Annotated in this window: 8 protein-coding genes; all 8 read right to left on the bottom strand. The window is 31.7% G+C overall.

All coding sequences use genetic code 11. The annotated features are described in order from the left end of the window. Positions 1–11: 11 nt before the first annotated feature. Positions 12–1259 carry a glycoside hydrolase family 16 protein gene (locus tag WHD07_RS08280; protein ID WP_343330798.1) on the bottom strand — a complete coding sequence of 416 codons (1248 nt, stop codon included), beginning with the start codon at positions 1257–1259 and terminating at the stop codon, positions 12–14. 1 nt (position 1260) lies between these two features. Further along, on the bottom strand, positions 1261–4305 hold the full coding sequence (locus WHD07_RS08275; protein WP_343330797.1) for a glycoside hydrolase family 2 TIM barrel-domain containing protein: 3045 nt from the start codon (positions 4303–4305) through the stop codon (positions 1261–1263). A gap of 36 nt (positions 4306–4341) precedes the next feature. Further along, entirely contained in the window at positions 4342–6627 is a 2286-nt protein-coding gene (locus WHD07_RS08270) for a glycoside hydrolase family 2 protein (protein ID WP_343330796.1), read from the bottom strand. Between the two features lie 11 nt (positions 6628–6638). Continuing rightward, positions 6639–8876, bottom strand: a complete 2238-nt coding sequence (locus tag WHD07_RS08265) for an FAD-dependent oxidoreductase (protein ID WP_343330795.1) — start codon at positions 8874–8876, stop codon at positions 6639–6641. 31 nt (positions 8877–8907) lie between these two features. Further along, entirely contained in the window at positions 8908–10572 is a 1665-nt protein-coding gene (locus WHD07_RS08260; RefSeq protein ID WP_343330794.1) for a sodium:solute symporter family protein, read from the bottom strand. Positions 10573–10947: 375 nt separating this feature from the next. Continuing rightward, positions 10948–14316, bottom strand: coding sequence for a VCBS repeat-containing protein (locus WHD07_RS08255; RefSeq protein ID WP_343330793.1), 3369 nt, complete (start codon positions 14314–14316; stop codon positions 10948–10950). Between the two features lie 113 nt (positions 14317–14429). After that, complete coding sequence (locus WHD07_RS08250; RefSeq protein ID WP_343330792.1) at positions 14430–15938, bottom strand: RagB/SusD family nutrient uptake outer membrane protein; 1509 nt, start codon at positions 15936–15938, stop codon at positions 14430–14432. Between the two features lie 21 nt (positions 15939–15959). Then, complete coding sequence (locus tag WHD07_RS08245) at positions 15960–18914, bottom strand: TonB-dependent receptor (RefSeq protein ID WP_343330791.1); 2955 nt, start codon at positions 18912–18914, stop codon at positions 15960–15962. Positions 18915–19685 lie beyond the last annotated feature (771 nt).

Raw genomic sequence — 19685 nt, 5'->3', positions numbered from 1 at the left:
AAAAAATCTTATTATTTTTTGTTATAATATCTTACATAATCTACTTTCATCGAAGTACCATCAATAGCATCGGTTACTGTACCAGACCATTTAATAATTGCAAGACTCAGCCAAATAGGTGTTTCGCTATAACAAAATGTATTTTTCTCTCTTCTAATCTCTTTTCCATCAAAATAAAAAATCAATTCTTGTTCATTCCACTCTAAACCATAAGTGTGATATTCATCTGCAAAATTGTAATTTTTGGTAACGTCTAAAACGGATATATCTTTCCATTCGCCGTTTTTTAAATATTGAACTTTATAATCTGAAATTAAACCATACCAATTTCCTTTGCTATCTTTCCAGCCATTAACAAACTGTGTGGCTCCTACGGTAATGTTTTCTTTCCATGTAAATTCAACCCATTTTTGACCAGAATTTTGTGTTGTCCAAGAAGAGAAAGGATTTCCGTCAGTTAAAGAATGTGAGCTGTCTTTTTCTTTAAATGAACCACTTGTTGTTATAGTTACATCCTTACTTTTTGCATAATTCACTAAGCCAGGAATGTCGGTGTCTGCTGTTGTAGATAATGCACTTGGGTAATTACCATCTTTATTTACACCATAAACTCTAAACTCTCCAAGGTTAAATTTTGACTGATTGTTCGAAATAAATCTTATTTTTTTTGTTTCAATAGCTGTTTCCAGTTGAATAGTGTAATCTGGTTTTGCTCCATAAGTAAAACCTTTATGATTTGTTTGGTGTTTCTTTTTACCGTTTTTATCAATTGTAAAATCTGTCCATTGATGAATATTTGTACTTACTTCGTTTGGAAAATGTCCTTCATTAATATCAATTTCAAACCTTTTTCCTTCTTTCGGTTCGGGTCCTTGAGTCATCAACCAAAAAGAATTATTGGTAGCTTCTGCTGCTGCATATCTGTACCTAGCTTCAAAATAACCGTATTTAAATTTCTTACGAGTCCAAATACTACCCGAAGTCCATTCTTGACCGCCTCTTTTTTCCTTTCTATTTTCTAAATGTAAAACGCCATCTCTTACAACTGCATTTTCTCTCCATCTACTGCACAAAATATGCCCATTTGGACCATTTTGTGACACCCAATTTTTGTCTAATTTTTTATTTTTGTAATCAAATTCATCATTCCAGGCCAATTTCCACTCGTCTAGGTTGATTTTTTTCTGATTCTGTTGCGCTTCTAATTTTAAAAAATTGAAGACTAAAAATAAGGCAACTAGTGTAGTTTTTAAGTTCATCTTAATTTGCTTTAGAGATGGTAGACCAATTACTTTTTTGACCGTTGTTTTCTCGTTGAATTTTAAAATAAATAGGAGAAGTGCTTTCTAAATCAATAGTCATCATTCCTCTAACATTCGATTTAAATTCTTTGTTTAAATTTTCTTTGGTAGTGCCATACTTTACGGTGTAAAAAGTATCATCAAATTCACTGGTGTAACCAATTACAGCTTTATTATCAGTAATAAATGCATCCCAAATTTTAGGAGCTAAAGGTTTTCCATTAGGGGTTCCTTTAATTGCATTTGGAGTTTTACTTTCTCCTTTGCCATTTATAGCAACAACACTAAAAGTGTATTCTTTATCGTTAGATAAGCGCTCTATTTCAATGGCATTTGTAATTGTTTTAAAAGAAGCAACTGTTTTGTTATTATCATTTGTATAATAAACTACATATTCCGTTGCACCAGGTACTTTTTCAAATAAAACTCTTACCGATTTATCACCTAAATCTATCCCTGTAATAACAGGGGATTTTGGCGTTGAAAATGGAATTACTTTTTCATATCTAACATAACCTGTTGGGCTTACCAACTGTATGCGTAAATCTAATAATTCATCAGGCAATTTCCCCCAAGTAATTTCTCCTTGCCAAACTTTGTCTGCGGGATGTATGTTTGGTAAATCTTGAGATTTTTCTTCAACAATAGTTCCGTCTGTAGCTCTAAAATTCCATTTTAATTTATAATCAGTTAAACTATAACTAGGGTAGTCGTTTAATCCTCGAATGGGAATTTCAACTTTTGCTTTATTGTTTGCTATGTGTAGGTTTTTAACGTCAATATTTTTTATAGGACTAAATTCTTTGGCAACTCTATGAAACATTCTACGTTTTTGTCTCCAAACATTTATCAATCCCCAAACTCTATTTTCTTCTTGAGAAGTTGCAGCATAACCACTTCTATAATCATTAAATGTCCACAATGAACCTCCAATAACAAATTCATTTTTGCCTCTCCAATGTTCATTCCAATCAGAAAAAATTTGTTGATCACCATCCAACGAAGTTGTTGGGTATGGGTCAAAACCATATTCTGAAATAAAGATGGGTTTATCTGGCCACTCACTTCTTAATTTATCAATAATAACTTGTGGTTCTCCTTGCCAGCGATACATGTTGTGCATAATAATATCAACCTCTGTATTTGGGTCTGTTTTACGATTAGAGAAACTTTTCTGACCACTATTACTAACACAAGTAACCAATCTATTTGGATCCATTTCTCGTACATAATCCATTGTTGTTTTTGCATATTCGTAATGATTAGAAAGTTCATTACCAACACTCCAACCAATAATGCTGGGGTGATTCCAATCTCGCTCTACCATTCCTTTTATCCAGTCTTTTACTAATGGGTAATGAGGTGCCGTAAATTCTGGATTTGTTAAATCACGAACATTCACTTCTTCAAAAATTAAAATTCCTTTTTTATCACATAACTCAATTAATTTTTCATTTTGAGTTCCGTGCATAATGCGCATAAAATTAGCACCTGCTTCTTTCATTAAATCAACATCCTTTTCTAAAACCTCTAAAGGCTCAGAAGATCCCCAATAACGATGCTCGCTTACACGATTAAATCCACCTAAACGTACAGGTTCACCATTTAATAATAATTTAGAATCTGTTACTTCAACTTTTCTAATTCCGAAGTTATTTTCCTTGTTATCAATTACCGATTTTCCTTCTAAAATTGTCGTTTCTAAACGATACAATTCTGGATAATCAAAATGCCATAATTTTACATTCTTTGCTTCTAAATTACCTTCTAAAATTGCATCAACAGTTTTATGAGCAGCAACTTCAATAGTTTTATTTAATGTTAGTATTTTTCCGTTTTTTGAGATTACAGAATGAATTGCAATGTTTTTAACTTCGGATGAATTGTTTTCTAACCTAACCTTTAATTTAAGGTTTGCAGTTCCTTTTTCTAAATTTGGTGTTGCATGGATGTATTGGTTGTTAATTCTTACATTGTTATTTTTTATTAAATAAACATCTCTAATAATTCCTCCCCAATTCCAAGTGGCACCAACTTTATTTCTATTGTCTACTTCAACTGCAATTGTATTTTTTCCATTAAAATTTAAATGAGCTGCTACGTCAAATTCAAAAGGCGTAAAACCACCTCTGTGCTTACCAATAAACTGACCATTTACATATACTTTTGCTACGTGATAAACGCCATCGAATTGTAATCTAATTTTCTCGTTTGAATTAGCATTCCAACTACTTGGCAATTGAAACTCTTTTCTGTACCAGCCTAAACCATTATAATTTGAATATGAATTGATCATTCCCCAATGCCCAGGAACTTTTAGATGATGCCAATCAGAATCATTGTAGTCAGGTAAATAGACTTGATTGGGTTGTTCTTTTGCTTCTTTATATTTTTCTGCTGATATTGGTCTAAATAACACTGCATCTGCAGCAACTTCTCCGTCTGTGATTGCGGTAAGTTCTATATAATTATTTTCTGAAGCCTTAAACGTAAAGATGCCCAAACTAATCCATTGGCCACAATCTGTTCTTTGACTTACGTATTCAGATGTTTTTCCTTCGGAGTGATTTATATTTACTTGTGCTGTTAAATGTGATGCAAAAGGATATTTAATTAAAGCTTCATAATACCCAGTTTTCTTAATTGTAGGTTTAAAACGGACATAATTATTTGCTGCTTCTTCTTTTTTAAAATTACGGACTAAATAATCTTCACCATAAAAAACAGATCCTCTTCCACCAACCTTTTTTGTTTTCCAACTACCTTTTATTTCAACCTTAGTTTTGTCGTTATTATCAATAACAATATCATTTGGTTGCTCTTGGATATTTAATGGATTTGAACCCATACCATAAATGGTATTGAATTTCCAATCTCCACTTAAAATCATTTTATTTGTATCTGGAAAAGCACTTGATTTTGTTTGTATTTTACAACCAACAACTAACAAGGCTATTAAAAAAACACTGATTTTTATTCCTCCGAATAATTTAAATTTTCTCATGCTACTTAATCTTTATATTGAAGTAATAGATGTTGTTTATTTTAATTTCTTACTATCTGACCATTCTGAATTATTCGATTTTATTTGAATAAAAAAGGGCTCTTTAGAGTTCCAAGGAATATTAAAACTCCCTTTTAGTTCTGTGGATATTTCTTGTGATAATGCTTTAGAATTAACGCCATATTTAAACGTAAATAAAGAATCTGCATCGGTAACTTTATAACCTACCGTTACATTTTTTCGATACTTTTTTAGAAAAATAATTTTTGCTTTTTTAGATTCATCAACTAGATTATGCGTCTTTTTAATTGGAAATTCTGTAGTTTTTACTTCAATATTCATTGGAGAAATTAAACTTGCTTTTACACGAACCGCACCTTTTTTATTCTTGAAACTAAAGGTTAAATCCGCATCTCCTGGTGTAATATTTGGGATCGTAATTTTCTCTGAATCTATAACTTTACCATTTTCATTGATAAAATCGCACTTCAACTGATAGTCTTTTAAAACAAAAGAAGGAATCTCTATTTTATTACGAGGAGTAATTACAATGGTAGCTTTTAAATTTGTTAATTCACTTTGCATTTTAGCAACAGGAGCATATAAATCTCTAATTTGATTGTAAGCTGCCTTTGGATTTCTCCAAACATCTACAACACCCCAAGCTCTGTTTTCTGAAGCTGGTGTGTTTTTATAATTGCTTCTATAATCGTTATACGTCCATAAAGCAGTTCCAATTACATAAGGCAATTCATTAAACTGTTTCATTTCATCCAACAATTTCTCGTCTAATAAAGCATTAGATTCTGACCCAATTTGACCTTTTCCTATTTCTGAAAAGAAAATAGGTTTGCCCGGAAACTTTTTATGAGTTTCAACCACCTTTTTTAAATGACCTCCATACGTATTTATTGAAATGAAATCTGCTTTTTTAACAGGCTCATTTGTTACATCAGATTTTGGTAAGTAAGCCGTAAAACTTGCATACGTTTTTAACCGTGTTTTATCTAAGCTAATAACATGGTCGAACATAGAATTTACATACTTAAACTGTTCTGGAGTCATGGTCATGTCTTCCCATTCGCAATCTAAATTTCCAATTTCATTACCAACACTCCAACCAACAACACTTGCATGATTGTAATCTCTTTCAATCATTTCTGTTAACCATTGTTTGGTTATTGGATTGTTTGGAATTGCATTTGGCGCAGCTCTTCCCCAAACCGGAATTTCTTCTACAATCATGTACCCAATACTATCGCAAAATTTCAGTAAATTTTTAGATGCTGGAGCATGCATAATTCTAGAGAAATTTCCCCCAAGAGATTTCATATCTAGAAGGTCATTCTTTATCAATTCCTCTGGTTCAGTATTTCCATACAATCTATGATCATGAACTCGGTTAAAACCATTTATTCTAATTGGTTCATTATTTAATACCAGTTGTTCTCCTTTAACTTCTAGTTTTCGAATTCCAAATTTATCTGAAACCACATCTATCAACTGATTATTTGTTGAAACTTCAGTAGTTATATTGTATAAGTTTGGTCTATCAAAATGCCATAAATCAACATTTTTTAATGGTTCTGTAAAAGTGATTTCTGTTTTTGAAATATTCTTACCAGCAATTTTTATTGAATGATTTTTAGTCAACCAATTTTCACCAGCTTTATTTTCAATAGTTGAAACTAAATTTATTTCAGATTCAGTATCGCCATTGTTTTCAATTTTGTATTCAATTTTAAAATCTACAATCCCTTTTTCAAAATTTGGGATTGCCGAAATATGTTGCCATACTACCCGAACATTATCATTTGTAAATAGTGAAACATTTCTGCTAATTCCTCCCCAAGCCCACCAAGCGCCACGTTTAAAAGTATTGTCTGCCATAACAACTATGGTGTTTTTTGCTCCATAATTTACTTGGTTGGTAATATTGAATTCAAAAGGAGTATATCCACCTTTATGAGAACCTAATAATTTTCCATTGAACCAAACTTTAGAAGTTTCATAAACAGCGTCAAATTTTATACGGACTTGTTTACCTATCCAACTTGTTGGGACTTCTATTCTTTTTTGATAAAAACCTTTACCAACGTAGTGCGTGTATTTATTTTCTGTGTCCCAATTTCCAGGAACTTCTAGTGTATCCCAAGAATTATAATCGGCATTTAAAACTTCATCATCAGAAACACTGTTGGATGCTAAAAAACGCCAATCTCCATTTAAAGAAATCTGTGTATTAGTATCTCCATTACTCTTTTTATCGGTACAACCAATTAAAATACTAACTAGAAAAATTACATAATAAAGATGTTTCATAATTTCAATAATTAACTACAGATAACTTCAAAAATAGATGCAGGTACATTTTCTGATGGATGCTCTACGTTTATAATTATTCCTTTTGTTTTTATTTTTGAATCAAACCTCCAAGTATTAATAGTTTGGTAATTCCCTTCTTTTGTAACTAAAACAGTTCCGTTTAAATCTGTAATAGTATAATTTCTAAGACAAAAAGGAACAACTTCTTCTGGATGTCCCATTAAAGTAGATTCTAAAGGATGGTCATAATCAGAATCTAAAAACAACTTAATTTCTGATAGTTCTTTTTCTGTTTTCCATTCAATTTTTAAACTTGGTTTTTTATCTTCTAAACTTGCGCTCCAAGCATTCACACTACCCCAAGGGCGTACATATCCGTTTCCGATATTTGTGCTTCTAAAAGCTTCAATTGAAGGAGAAATTTCCATTGCTATGTTATAACCTTCTGGTCTTCTTTGTGGAATCCAGAACTCAAAAGTATCAACACCAATGCCACTAGGAGGTGTTTGTTTTCCGTTATTAGAAACGGCTTTATTAACTCCATTAAATACAGATAAAACACCAGAATAACGTTGGTTACTATTTTTTAAATACGCTTTTTCATTAGACATAAATGTTACAAAAGCATATTGATTTTCAGTGACAGAACTAGAAAATTTAAACTCAATTTCTTGTTCTCCTTTTTTAAGGTTGATGATTTGATTTTCTAAAATAACCTCTGGTGTATAGTTTTTAGATTTTTTTGAAGTTCTTAATTGTACTTCAATTTGAGTGTCTTCATCTGCTTTTACGAATACTTTAAAAGTGTAATTTTCATTCCCTTTAAAAGGTAGTAATTGAGCAGCAGAAGTAGCTAGGTTTGTCCAGCCTCCATCAAAAGGAATTTTATTTAAACTCAAATTAGAAGAACTTGTAACCGTAGCTTCATTTACTAAATTACTATCTACTTGAATTGGGATATTTGGAATACTTTGTCCCACAATATTCAATTCATTCTGCAACGTTTTTATCAAGCCATTCTCTAATATTTCTGCAGGGTTTATATTGTTTTTAATACAAATAGTTGCAGCCATTCCTACAGCTTGCGCACACAATCCTGTTGTTGCCATTACTCTTGTAGAACCAAAAGCTACGTGTGTTGCGCTTATAATTCTTCCTGCTAAAAACAGGTTGTCAATATCTTTACTTACAAACGAACGATAAGGGATTTGATATACTCCTTTAGAATGCCATTGTGTACAAGCAGATAGTTTACTGTAAACACCTTCTGCAGGATGTAAATCAATAGCCCAACCTCCGTGAGCAATTGCATCATCAAAAACTGTTTGTCCTAAAACATCTTGTTGTTTCATCATATACAACCCGTTGAATCTTCTACTTTCTCTTTTTCCAGGAATGGTTCCAACCCATTCTAAGGTCATATTATCTACATCTTCAAACTCACCAGAATTTTTAATATAATCCCAAACACCGTATATTACTTTCCACAATTCGTATTTAATCTCTTCGGTATCGTGAATGGTATCTCCTTCACCACCATATTCAAACCACCAAAAACGACAACCTTTATCATCTTTTCCAATTGCTTTATAACGAGGAATTTTCTTAATATCTTTTAAGGCAAAATCGGGTGCTATAAACTTTACAGGCTTATCTGTATTCTTGCTATAAAAATACATTGAGTGTCCTAGTAGTTCGCCATATGATTTATCTGGAGCAAATAATTCGCCAAATTCTTCTTTAGATTCTGCTCCCATTCTAAATGAAGCTCCTGCTTTAAAAGCAACTATTCCATCACCCGACGCATCACAAAATAGGGGAGCGCTTATTATATATTCTGTTGAATTTTGAGAATTGAAAGCTCTTACAGATTCTATTTTTGTATTGTTTTCTTTTAAAATATCGTAAACATTTGTATTTAATAATAGTGTAATATTCTTTTCGTTTAGTACTTTCTCTAACAAAACGGTATCAAAAATAACGGCATTACCTTCCTTATTTCTGTGTAAATTTTCAATAAGAATTTCATCCATTACACCACCTTCACGGGACCAACGGTTGTTATTTCCCATATGAGAAGTGGCTCCTAAAATCCAAAGTCTAACTTCTGAAGAAGCATTACCGCCCAATACAGGTCTATCTTGTATCAAAACTGTTTTTGTTCCTTTTCTGGCAGCTGTTATTGCTGCACAAACACCTGCAGTTCCACCTCCAACAACAACAAACTCACTTTGTAGTTGTATCATTTTGTTTGATCTACCTTTGTTATTAAAATCCTTAATTAACATTCTTTACCGTATTTTTATTTTTAAAAATTATGTAAGCACCTAAAACTAGTACTATAGCTCCCATGCCTGTAACCAATAATGTTGGTTTTTCTTCTAAAAAAGAAATTATTATAACTAATAATCCAGTTGAGGCTACACCAATTCCAATAACCCTTCCACCTTTTTTATTTCCACCTTCAGATTCTTCTGCATCTAATGAAACCTTTGTTTCAACCAAAGCTGTATATTTTTTATATTGAGAAACATCTGTTTTTTTAATTCTTGCATATAGCTCAAAAAAGAGTAGTATAGCTATAGGGATTCCTACACCTGCGGTCATTTCCATAGCTCTACTTAAACTATAATTAAATAATGATGGCATTATAAATTTGAAAAAAGAATTGATTATTAAAGAAACAATAGTAACAATTAACACACTTTTTCCGTTCTGATATTTTGAAAACAAAGCCACTAACGGAGGTAAGAACATTGCGCCACCAGTTATTGCAGCCAAACTCATAACAACTTCAACAATTCCTCCCATAAAAGGTACCAACAAAGCAACAACAATTGTAATTAAACCTAATATGATGGTTGAAATTCTACCGACCTTTACTAATTTTTCTCCGGAGGTTTCAGGATAAAAGTGTTTATAAACATCATTTGCTAAAACACCTGCAGAAATATTTAATGTGGTATTTACAGAACTAGATGTAGCAAAAATCATTCCTCCTAACATTAAGCCTAACATACCTACAGGCAATACTTCTTTACACATTAAAAGATAGGCACCTTCATCGGCTAAACCTCCTAGTTCTGGGTTTAAAACTTTATATATCATAGGAGGTAACATCCAAATTAATGGGCTAATAGTATACAATCCTCCAAATAACCAACCTACTTTTTTAGCATCTTTTGGAGTTGCTACGCTTGTGTAACGTTGAATATAAGCCCAATTTCCTGCAATAAAAAATAAATTATACAATCCAAAAGTTACCATAAATTCCCAAGAATATTCAGCGTTTGTAAAGTTGAAAAAGTTATCGGGAGCTTGCTCAATAAAGTTGTTAATCCCTCCAATTTTGTCAAATGATAAAGGAACTACAATTAAAACAGCAGCAGTTAGCACTACAAACTGTAAAACATCGGTTACAATTACTGCCCATAAACCACCAACAGCTGTATATATTAAGATTAATATTCCTAAGAATATAATACTAGCAGAAATTGGAATTCCTGTAGAAACCTCTACAATTTTAGCAACTGGATATAAAAAAGCTCCCGTTGTAAAAACGGATATAGCTAAAAATAAATAAGTATATACTTTTTGGGTATTGTAGCCCAATCTATCTGTTATAAATTCAGCTGCTGTTAATGCTTTTGTTTTTTGCCATTTAGGAGCAATGACAAAGCCTATAATTAAACCAGCAATACACATTGTCCATTGAATGGTTACGGCTACCCAACCACTAGAATAAGCTATAGACCCCCAAACCACAAAAGTTCCTGCAGAGAAAAAACTCATAAATAAAGATAATCCACTCATCCACCAAGGTAATGCTCCTCCAGCAGCAAAAAAAGATTTCATGTTTTTTCCGGATTTAGAGAAACTTAATCCGCAAGCAAAAACAAGGGCAGTAAACACTAAAATAACAGCAATATCGATGTTAGTCATTTATTAAAATTTTAGTTTAAACCGAAATTTAATCTAATTTACTAAGAGAAACAATTGAAGGTTTAAAAAACATCTTCGAGAACGATACCGAAAGTATTTTAATTTACGGAAACGTTTCCGTAAATTTTTGAAATAGATTATTTAAGGAGGTTTAATTTGGATATGTATCCGTTTGAAAGTACTGTAATTTGTATTCTAATTTAAAAGTTTAAAGATTAAAAGGAAATTGAAAAAACATATAATACTTTATATTTTTATTCAATTTCCTTTTCCAATTTAAATTATAATTGGTTTCTTTTTTTGATTTTCATGCAGTTGTTTTCTGAAAATAATAGTTACCTAGATGGGGACTTAAAAAAGATTTTCTTTAATGAACTATTTTTTAGGTAGTTTAGATATTGTATACAAATCGTGTGTTTCATTATTATTGATAATAAGTAACAGTTTGCCTTTTTTTGTATCAAGAATTAACATGTTTCTCACATCTTTATCAGCAAATAAACCAGAGGATTTGTTAGGTATATAATCATAATTACCTTTTTTGTTACCCTCTAAGAAAACACCTGTTCCGGCATCTGCTCTTGTAGTTTCAACTTCTGACATGTGGTTGTTTCCACTTAAAATTAAATCCTTGATGTTATCTCCATTAATATCATCAAGGATGATACTATTAATAACTGATTTTTGAACATGATTAGAAAATGGTTTGAAGGTAAAATTACCAGTGCCATTATTTTTAAAAATACCAGACTTAAATTGATTTACCTTGTAATGTAAGGCTGTTTTAATTCGAGGGCCTAGTATCCCCTCTAAGTCACTATTTGCAAATTCGTTGTACGATTTTATTTTATTTTTTAAATGAGGTAGTTGTTGTGCTGTACATCCTTTTCCTCTTACTGGAACTTCTTTGTTATTATAATACTTGGCTAAAAAAACATCTTCTACACCATTAAAATCAAAGTCGTTTGTGTAAATATGAAATGGTTGTTCTTTTGATGCATGAAATTTATAATTGGTACCTAAATTTCCTGCAATAATATCTTTATCACCATCATTATCTATGTCTGAAACTAAAACTTTATTCCACCAACCTTTAGATTCTTTTAAAGTTGGGTAATCGTTACTTTTTATTAGTTTTCCATTTTTATTGATGAATACTTCAATGCCCATCCATTCGCCTGTAACAATTAAATCAACTTGGTGGTCATTATTTATATCAGTCCAAACTGCGTCTGTAACCATGCCAATAAATTCTAAATCAGGTGCAATGTTTGGAGTTGCAATAGAAAATTTACCATTGTTATTTACTAAAAGATAACTTCTTGGTGCATATGGGTATTTTTCTGGAATTACACGTCCTCCAACAAAAAGGTCTTGGTCTCCATCGTTATCAAAATCTTTAGCAATAGCAATAGATCCTGCGGAAACCATATCTGGTAGGGCGGTAGTAGATTTACTAAATTTTCCATTTCCGTTATTAATATACAGTCTATCTAATAGCATTTTAGGTAGACTACTAAACTCATAACTACCACTAACCACATATAAATCTTGATCACCATCGCCATCAGCATCAAAGAAAGTAGCACCTACATCTTCTTGGTTTTTATCATTAATAAAATCAGGAATATTAGCTGTTTTAAAACTGCCATTAGCGGTGCTTAATAATAATTTACCAGCTTGTTTTCTTCCACCTCCAATAAAAACATCATCAAAACCATCATTATTAATATCTGCTTTAGCAACAGCTGGACCTGTTTGAGATAATTTGTGAGGCAATAAAACTTGTTTGTGATAATCATTAAAATAAGGATCATCATGTGCATACTCGAATTTTACTTTTGAAAATAGAGTAGGTGATTCGGTTTCTTTTTTACTGTTAAATTTTGTTGCATTTGAATATGTTACAAGTATAGTTGTGTTTATTGTTGGATTAATTATTTCTTGTTGTTTACCATCTTGCCAAACTATTTTTGCTTTTAAAACTTCAGCATCTTTATGGATTCCGAAATGTAATTTATTTGAAACTGCGGATAAAAATCCACGTGTATTAATTAGTTGTCTTGTCTTTACAGAACCATCATTCATGTATAAATTAACGATGGTACCAACGCCAAATTTATTTTTATCAGGACCATTAATAGAGAATTGAATAAAGCTTCCGTTTTCTATTTCACGGGCGTTATTTTTTAAAAGAGTAGCAGGTTCATTAATATTATTTACGACTAAATCTAAATCACCATCGTTATCAAAATCGGCATAAGCAGCACCATTAGAAAAAGTCGGTTTTTCTGAACTCCATGTTTTAGAAGTGTTTTTAAACGTAAGGTCTTTATTGTTCTTAAAGAAATAGTTGGTTAGTTTCTGTTGTGGTAGCATTTTAACATATTCAAAGAAATCTTCTTTGGTTGGTTTTCTTCCTTTTGCTCTTAAAGTGGCTAGAATTTTAGAATTAGAATCTCTATCTATTACATCTCTAAAGACTCCATTTGTTACAAAAACATCATTATGACCGTCTAAATCGAAATCTGCAGATAATAAAGACCAGCTCCAATCTGTATCTCCAATTCCTGCCATTTTACTTATTTCGCTAAAGGTACCGTTACCATTATTTACCTGAAGCATGTTGTGCATGTATTGGTAATGATATCCCGACTTTGTCATGGATTCAAAGTTTTCAATAGAGGTCATTCCCATGGTTGTTTTAGATCGGATATAATCTTCTGGATTCATATCTAAAGTCATTAAATCTAAAAGTCCATCATTATTAATATCAGCAACATCACCACCCATTGTATTGAAAGCCATGTGCTTCATTACTTTGTCTCTACCTTCAGAAAATGTGCCATTACCGTTGTTTAAGTAAACGTAATCTGGAATATTAAAATCATTATTTACATAAATATCTAACCAACCATCATTATTTAAATCGGCAACTTGTGGGTTTAAACCAAAGCCTGTTTCTGGTAATATGCCAGATTTTATGGAAACATTTGTAAAATGTCCTGTTCCATCATTATTATATAATTGATCACTTCCTTTTAAAGCAATTGTTTTTGGGTCTTTTTGTAAAGCTAAAAGGTCTCTAACGTCTGTTTGACTTCTGTCTATAATATCACCAGCATTAGAAATATAGACATCTAAATCGTTATCGTTATCATAATCAAAAAAGATTGCATTGATAGTTCTATTTTCATCTGCTAAACCTAGTTCTTGTGCTTTTTCTGTGAAGGTTAAATCTCCATTATTAATGTACAGCATGTTTGCAAATTGATGATTTTCATCAATCCAACCACCTCTAGAAAGATAAATATCTAAATAACCATCATTATTAACATCTACTATAGTAACACCTGTATCAAACCCTTTTCTTTTAATAATACCTGCTTTCTTAGAAATGTCTTCAAATTTAAAATCACCTTTGTTTAAATATAATTTATTGTCTGAAGTATTTGAAGAAAAGAAAATATCTACCAAACCGTCGTTGTTAAAATCGGCTGTTGCAACTCCTCCACCAATATATATGTAGTTATAAAGGAAGTAGTTTGCATCAGGTGTTTCAATCAAAGAGTTTTGAAAATCGATTCCAGAATCTTTAGGAGATACAGTTGTAAAGAGTTTTTTAACCTCATTTTTAGAGGGAATATTCTCTGTGTTTTTATCGCAAGATGTAAGTGATAAAAGTATTAAAAATGATAGGGATTTTACTAAGTTTACGGTGTTTGATATATTAAAGTTTGACATATTTTTTTATAAAATTAGTGCTTTATAAAATTACAGAAGGCTGTTAAATTGAAAATAGAAAACGGTAAGTTATAAAAAATATCTTACCGTTTATCTTTAAAAATAATTCAATTTTAGTTTGCTAAATTTGGATTTAAATCTATTTCTATCTGTGGAATAGGAGCATAGTAGTTTTCTGAAGACAATGAACCTAATACAGGATTGGCTATTGGTATATTTGGATCTAATGGAGTACGGGCATTATTATTTAATGCATCTGCAACTCTTTCCATTCTAACTAAATCATTATAACGTAGAAATTCACCTGCAAATTCCCATTTTCTTTCTGTAAATGCCAATTCAGCTAAATCTCCTGAAGTAATATCTACATTAGAGTCTGGTGTATTAAATGGGTTTCCTGCAGCTCTTCTTCGTATTTTATTTAAAGCTTCCCAAGCATCAGCACTGTTATTACCAGCTCTTCCTGATGCTTCTGCATAGTTTAATAAAACTTCTGCATATCGCATATAAAAGTCGTTTCTATCAGTAGACCATTGACTTGGTAAATCTCCAAGTGGACCAGCTACTTTTGTAAAGACAGGTTGTACTTGATCTTTAAAGTTTTTCCAATCTAAATCGGTTCTATAAGTAGCTTCTTTTCTTGGTCCTTCCGGAAAATCTTCAAAGAAACGAACTTCTGCAAATACTTCAGACCAACCTCCTTCTACATCAGAAGGATATCCTAATATTCCATATTTTCTATTCCCTAAATTCGCTGGATTATTGTAGGCTATGGTCCAAACAGATTCATCGTTGAATCTATTTGCAACTTTCCATAAATCATTTAAATCTTCTAACAATTCGAAACCATGAGCTTCATGATTATCTATAACTTTTTTAGCAATGTTAGCAGCATCGGTATATTTTGCATTGTCTTTTACTGGAAAACCAGCCCAATTCATATACAAGCGAGACAACATTGCTTCTGCGCTTCCTTTATTTGGACGAGGTGCTCCTGCTAATACACCTGGATAAATGTCTGGAAGTAGGCTTTCTGCAAGTAATAAGTCTTTTTCAATTTGTTCATACACTTCTACTTGTGTTGCTAAGCCTATTTCAAAATCAGGAATTGATGTTAAAGGCAAAGGAATTCTTCCGTGAATTCTAGACATGTGCAAGAAAAGAGTCCCTCTTAAAAAATGAGATTCACCCAAAAGAGTATTATAGCCTTCTTGATCTGCTACTGTTAAGTCTTGAGCGCTTTCTATAACAGCATTTACTGCACGAATCATAGAGAAAACATCTTTATAATTACTCAATGATCTTGGATTATCTCCAGCAACATTCATTTGGTCGTACTCTCTAAAAGGAGCTTTATTTAAAGCTTTATGTGTTGTTATATCATCTCCAGCCCAACCAAAAACATTAAAAGTTGTCCATTGTGCTGCTGTACGTAATTTTCCGTAAACACCTGTTACCCCTAAATTAAAATCTTCTAATGAAGAAAACTTACCGGGTGCTAATTGAGATTTTGTAGGATCTTCGTCTAAATTGGTACAGTTTTGAAATGAAACAGCGCAACCTAATAAGACGATAGATATACTACTGCTTAAATATTTTATAATTTTATATTTTGTATTCATAATTTAATCAATTTTTATGTATTAAAAATTTAATTTAATTCCCAAAGAAAAAGTTCTAGGATTTGGATATGCACCAGCATCGATACCAGCTGCAACGTCTCCATTACCTCTTTCGGCAGGATCTGCGGCTACAGACGTTAGTTCTGGGTCGTAACCTTGATAATCTGTAATCAAGAATAAATTTTGACCACTTGCATATAATCTCAAAGATTCAAATGATTTACTATTCTTAATAGTATATCCTATTGCTAAGTTTTGTAAACGGATAAAACTTCCGTCTTCTACAAATCTAGAAGAACCAATAATACTTTGCCCTCCAGCAGGAATATCTGTTTCATTTTCTGGTGTCCATTGGTTTAGTTGGTCTGGAGACATAAAACTTTTTTGTGGACCATTGATTGTTCCACGCATTGTATTATATACATCAAAACCATGAACTCCTTGTAATAAGACATTCAAATCCCAATTTTTATAGGTAAACGTGTTGCTGAACCCCCAGAAAGTTGTTGGTGTACCATTACCAATTGTTTGGTAAACTACTTCACCGTCCTCATCTCTTAAATATTTTGGATCTCCAGGAGCTCTACCCAATACAGCTGCTTCTGTTGCTTCTGCTGTTTTCCAAGTTCCTAAAAAAGTAGCTCCTAAAAACTGACCTAAAGGTTGTCCTTTTTCTATAATATTCCAATATGATTGTGTACCATCTGTCGCTTCAAAAGAACCTTGTATAGAGTTTACACCACCAAGGTCAACAACTTTATTTTTAACAAAAGAGAAATTAAAATTCGAATCCCAATTAAAGTTATCGTTTCTAATAACACCACCTCCTAAAGAAAAATCGATACCATAGTTTTCTACTTCTCCAATATTTTGTGTAATTACTCCTCCACCGTTTGTTGCTGGTACAGGAACATCTAATAAGAGATCTGTTGTGTTTTTCTTGTAAGCATCAATAGTTAAGTTAGCTCTTCCGTTCCAAAAAGCCAAATCTACACCAAGGTTGGTTTGGGTAGTTGTTTCCCAAGTTAGCTCATCATTACCATAACCTGCAGGAATTGCACCTGGTTCTGGAGCTTCACCTGTAAATGGATAAGATGCATCTGTTCCTCCAATTAATGAGCTAGGGTATGTGACATATGGAGCAATATTTTGGTTACCTACTTGTCCCCATCCTCCTCTAATAGCTAAATCTGTTAGAAAATTATTGTTATTTAGAAAATCCATTTTTTTGAAGCTATATTTTAAAGCTACAGATGGAAAGTATCCTGTGTTTTTATTGCTTCTAAATCTAGAAGATTGGTCCATTCTAACAGTTGCAGTTACAAATAAATCTTCATCATAAACATAAGCTGCTCTTGCCATAAGAGACTGGATACTCGATTTGTTGTATATGTTTGTTGCTCCAAAAGCACTTGCTAATTCGGCTAAATAGAAGTTACCTGAAATAATATAATCTTTTGCAGAATAACCGTTTTGACTATATTCACTTTGTGAAAATTCAAATAATCCAGTAGCGGAAATGTTGTGTTTACCGTAAGTGTTTGCCCAAGTTACAATATTACTTACTTGGTAATTTGTAGATTTAGCTCCACTGTAAGTAGCATCTGGTAAAGTAGAGTTAACAACATAATTTTGTTGTGTTGTGTTTATAGAGTTTGTTCCTACGATAAGTGAATATGTTAGTTTATCTGTGATATTATAAGAGGCATTAAAGTTAAGGTCAATTCTATCTCTAACATTCTGTAAATCGGACTCTCTCATATCTGCTATAGGGTTGTATGTACCACTAGCTACACCATATAAAGAGAATAAATTATATTCACCGTTTTCATTATAAATTGGTGTTGTTGGATCCCAGGTTGCTGCTTGAAATATTTTTCGTGCTTCAAAAAGATTAAATTGGTCTAAATTGTTTTTAGTTTTTGCTCTTAGAGCAGATACATTTAAACCAACTTTAAGCTTATCGTTAACTTGAGCGTTTACATTAGAACGTACAGAAAATTTTTCATAACCAGTTTCTATTGCCATTCCGTTTTGGTTAACGTAGTTACCCGATAAGAAATAATTAATTTTACCATCTTCAGAACCTCCGCTTGCAGATAATTGTAAGTTTTGTGTAAAACCTTGTTGTCCTAATAATTCTCTTTGGTAATCTGTACCTCCATTTGCTTCAAAATCTGCAATTTGTTGGTCTGTATAAATAGCAGGAGAGTTTACTCTTGCTCTACTAGAATTCTCTATTCTTGCAAAATCGGCGGCTCCAAGTGTAGGTAAAAATTTAGGAACATTATCAAAAGAAACAAAATAATCTACATTTATTTTACCTTTTCCTCTTCCTTTTTTAGTGCTTACTAAAATTACCCCATTAGAACCTCTAGAACCATAAATGGCGGTTGCAGAAGCATCTTTTAGTACGTCCATAGAAGAAATGTCATTTGGGTTAAGAGTACTTAAATCACCTCCAATTACACCATCAATAACTACTAAAGGACTATTATTACCTGTAATTGAGTTTACCCCTCTAATACGTACTTTTATCTCACCACCTGGTTGTCCAGAACTTCTTGTTACCTTTACTCCAGAAGCTCTACCTTGTAAAGCGTCTTCTACACGGGTAACAGGTTGATTTTCGAAAGACTTGGCAGTTACTTGAGAAACAGAACCAACTACATCACTTTTTTTAGCTGTACCATAACCAATTACTACGATTTCGTCTAATTGACTGGCATCTTCAGTAAGGTTTACATTAATTATTTGTTGGTTTCCTATAGTAATATTTTTAGTAGCATACCCTAAAAATGAAAAGATAAGAACATCTCCGCTTGATGCAGAAAGGCTATACTTACCGTCAAAATCTGTTGTTGTACCACTATTAGTACCTTTTTTAAGAATACTTACGCCTGGTATAGGCATATTATTTTCATCATTAACAACCCCAGAGATTGTTTTTTGAGAGTAAGAGTGTTGCATACTCATTAACGTGAGTACAAACATTAATACAAAACTCCTGCTTAATAGTTTAGTAATTTGCTGTTTCATAAATTAGTTATTGTTTTTAATGGTTTTAATCTTTTGGTTTTTGTTTCTTTTTAATGTTAGTTTTAGAGATTATGTTTGTTGGGGGATTGTTTGTTTAAGTGTTAAAAAAATAAGATATTTTTATAAAAAATAGTCTTTTTATTATGTTTTGGTAAAAACAAACCTATGTTTATTTGTTTTTAGAAAAAAGAACAAATGTGCTTATTAAGGTAACAGATGTACTTTTATTTTCTGTTGGATCTTTTTACCATATTTTAATGAGGGATAAAAGGTTTCAGAATAATAATATCTTTTTTTAATACCTAACCACTTGTATTTAATAGTCGATAACGATAAATTTATAGTTAAAATTTATTGTGCTTGAAATAAATGTAATTGGTAGTTTCATAATTAAATTAGTTTTTTGATTGATAAATAATTTTTTTAGGAATTTGTGTTTATAATTACCTTTTGATTAATTAAAACTAGAAAAGTTTTTAAGGCTATATTAAAAAAGAAACCTGTTAAGAATCAAATATCGTTTTTTATGTCACATTTGTTTAAATTATGAACTTGATATAAACTTGACAAGACTTGTTTTTTTAGTGTTTTTAGATGTGAAATAGTTGATTTTGTTGGGCTTAATAGGTTTTGGGTTAATAATGATTGTTGCTTTGTATTATTTAAATAGAGCTAGTTTTTAAAGGATCTTAAGCTTAAAAAACGTGT

This window comes from Polaribacter staleyi (genome assembly GCF_038024045.1).
Classification (GTDB): Bacteria; Bacteroidota; Bacteroidia; order Flavobacteriales; family Flavobacteriaceae; genus Polaribacter; species Polaribacter butkevichii.
The sequence above is the reverse complement of the archived record's forward strand: the minus strand, read 5'-3'. Positions and strand labels throughout refer to the sequence as shown.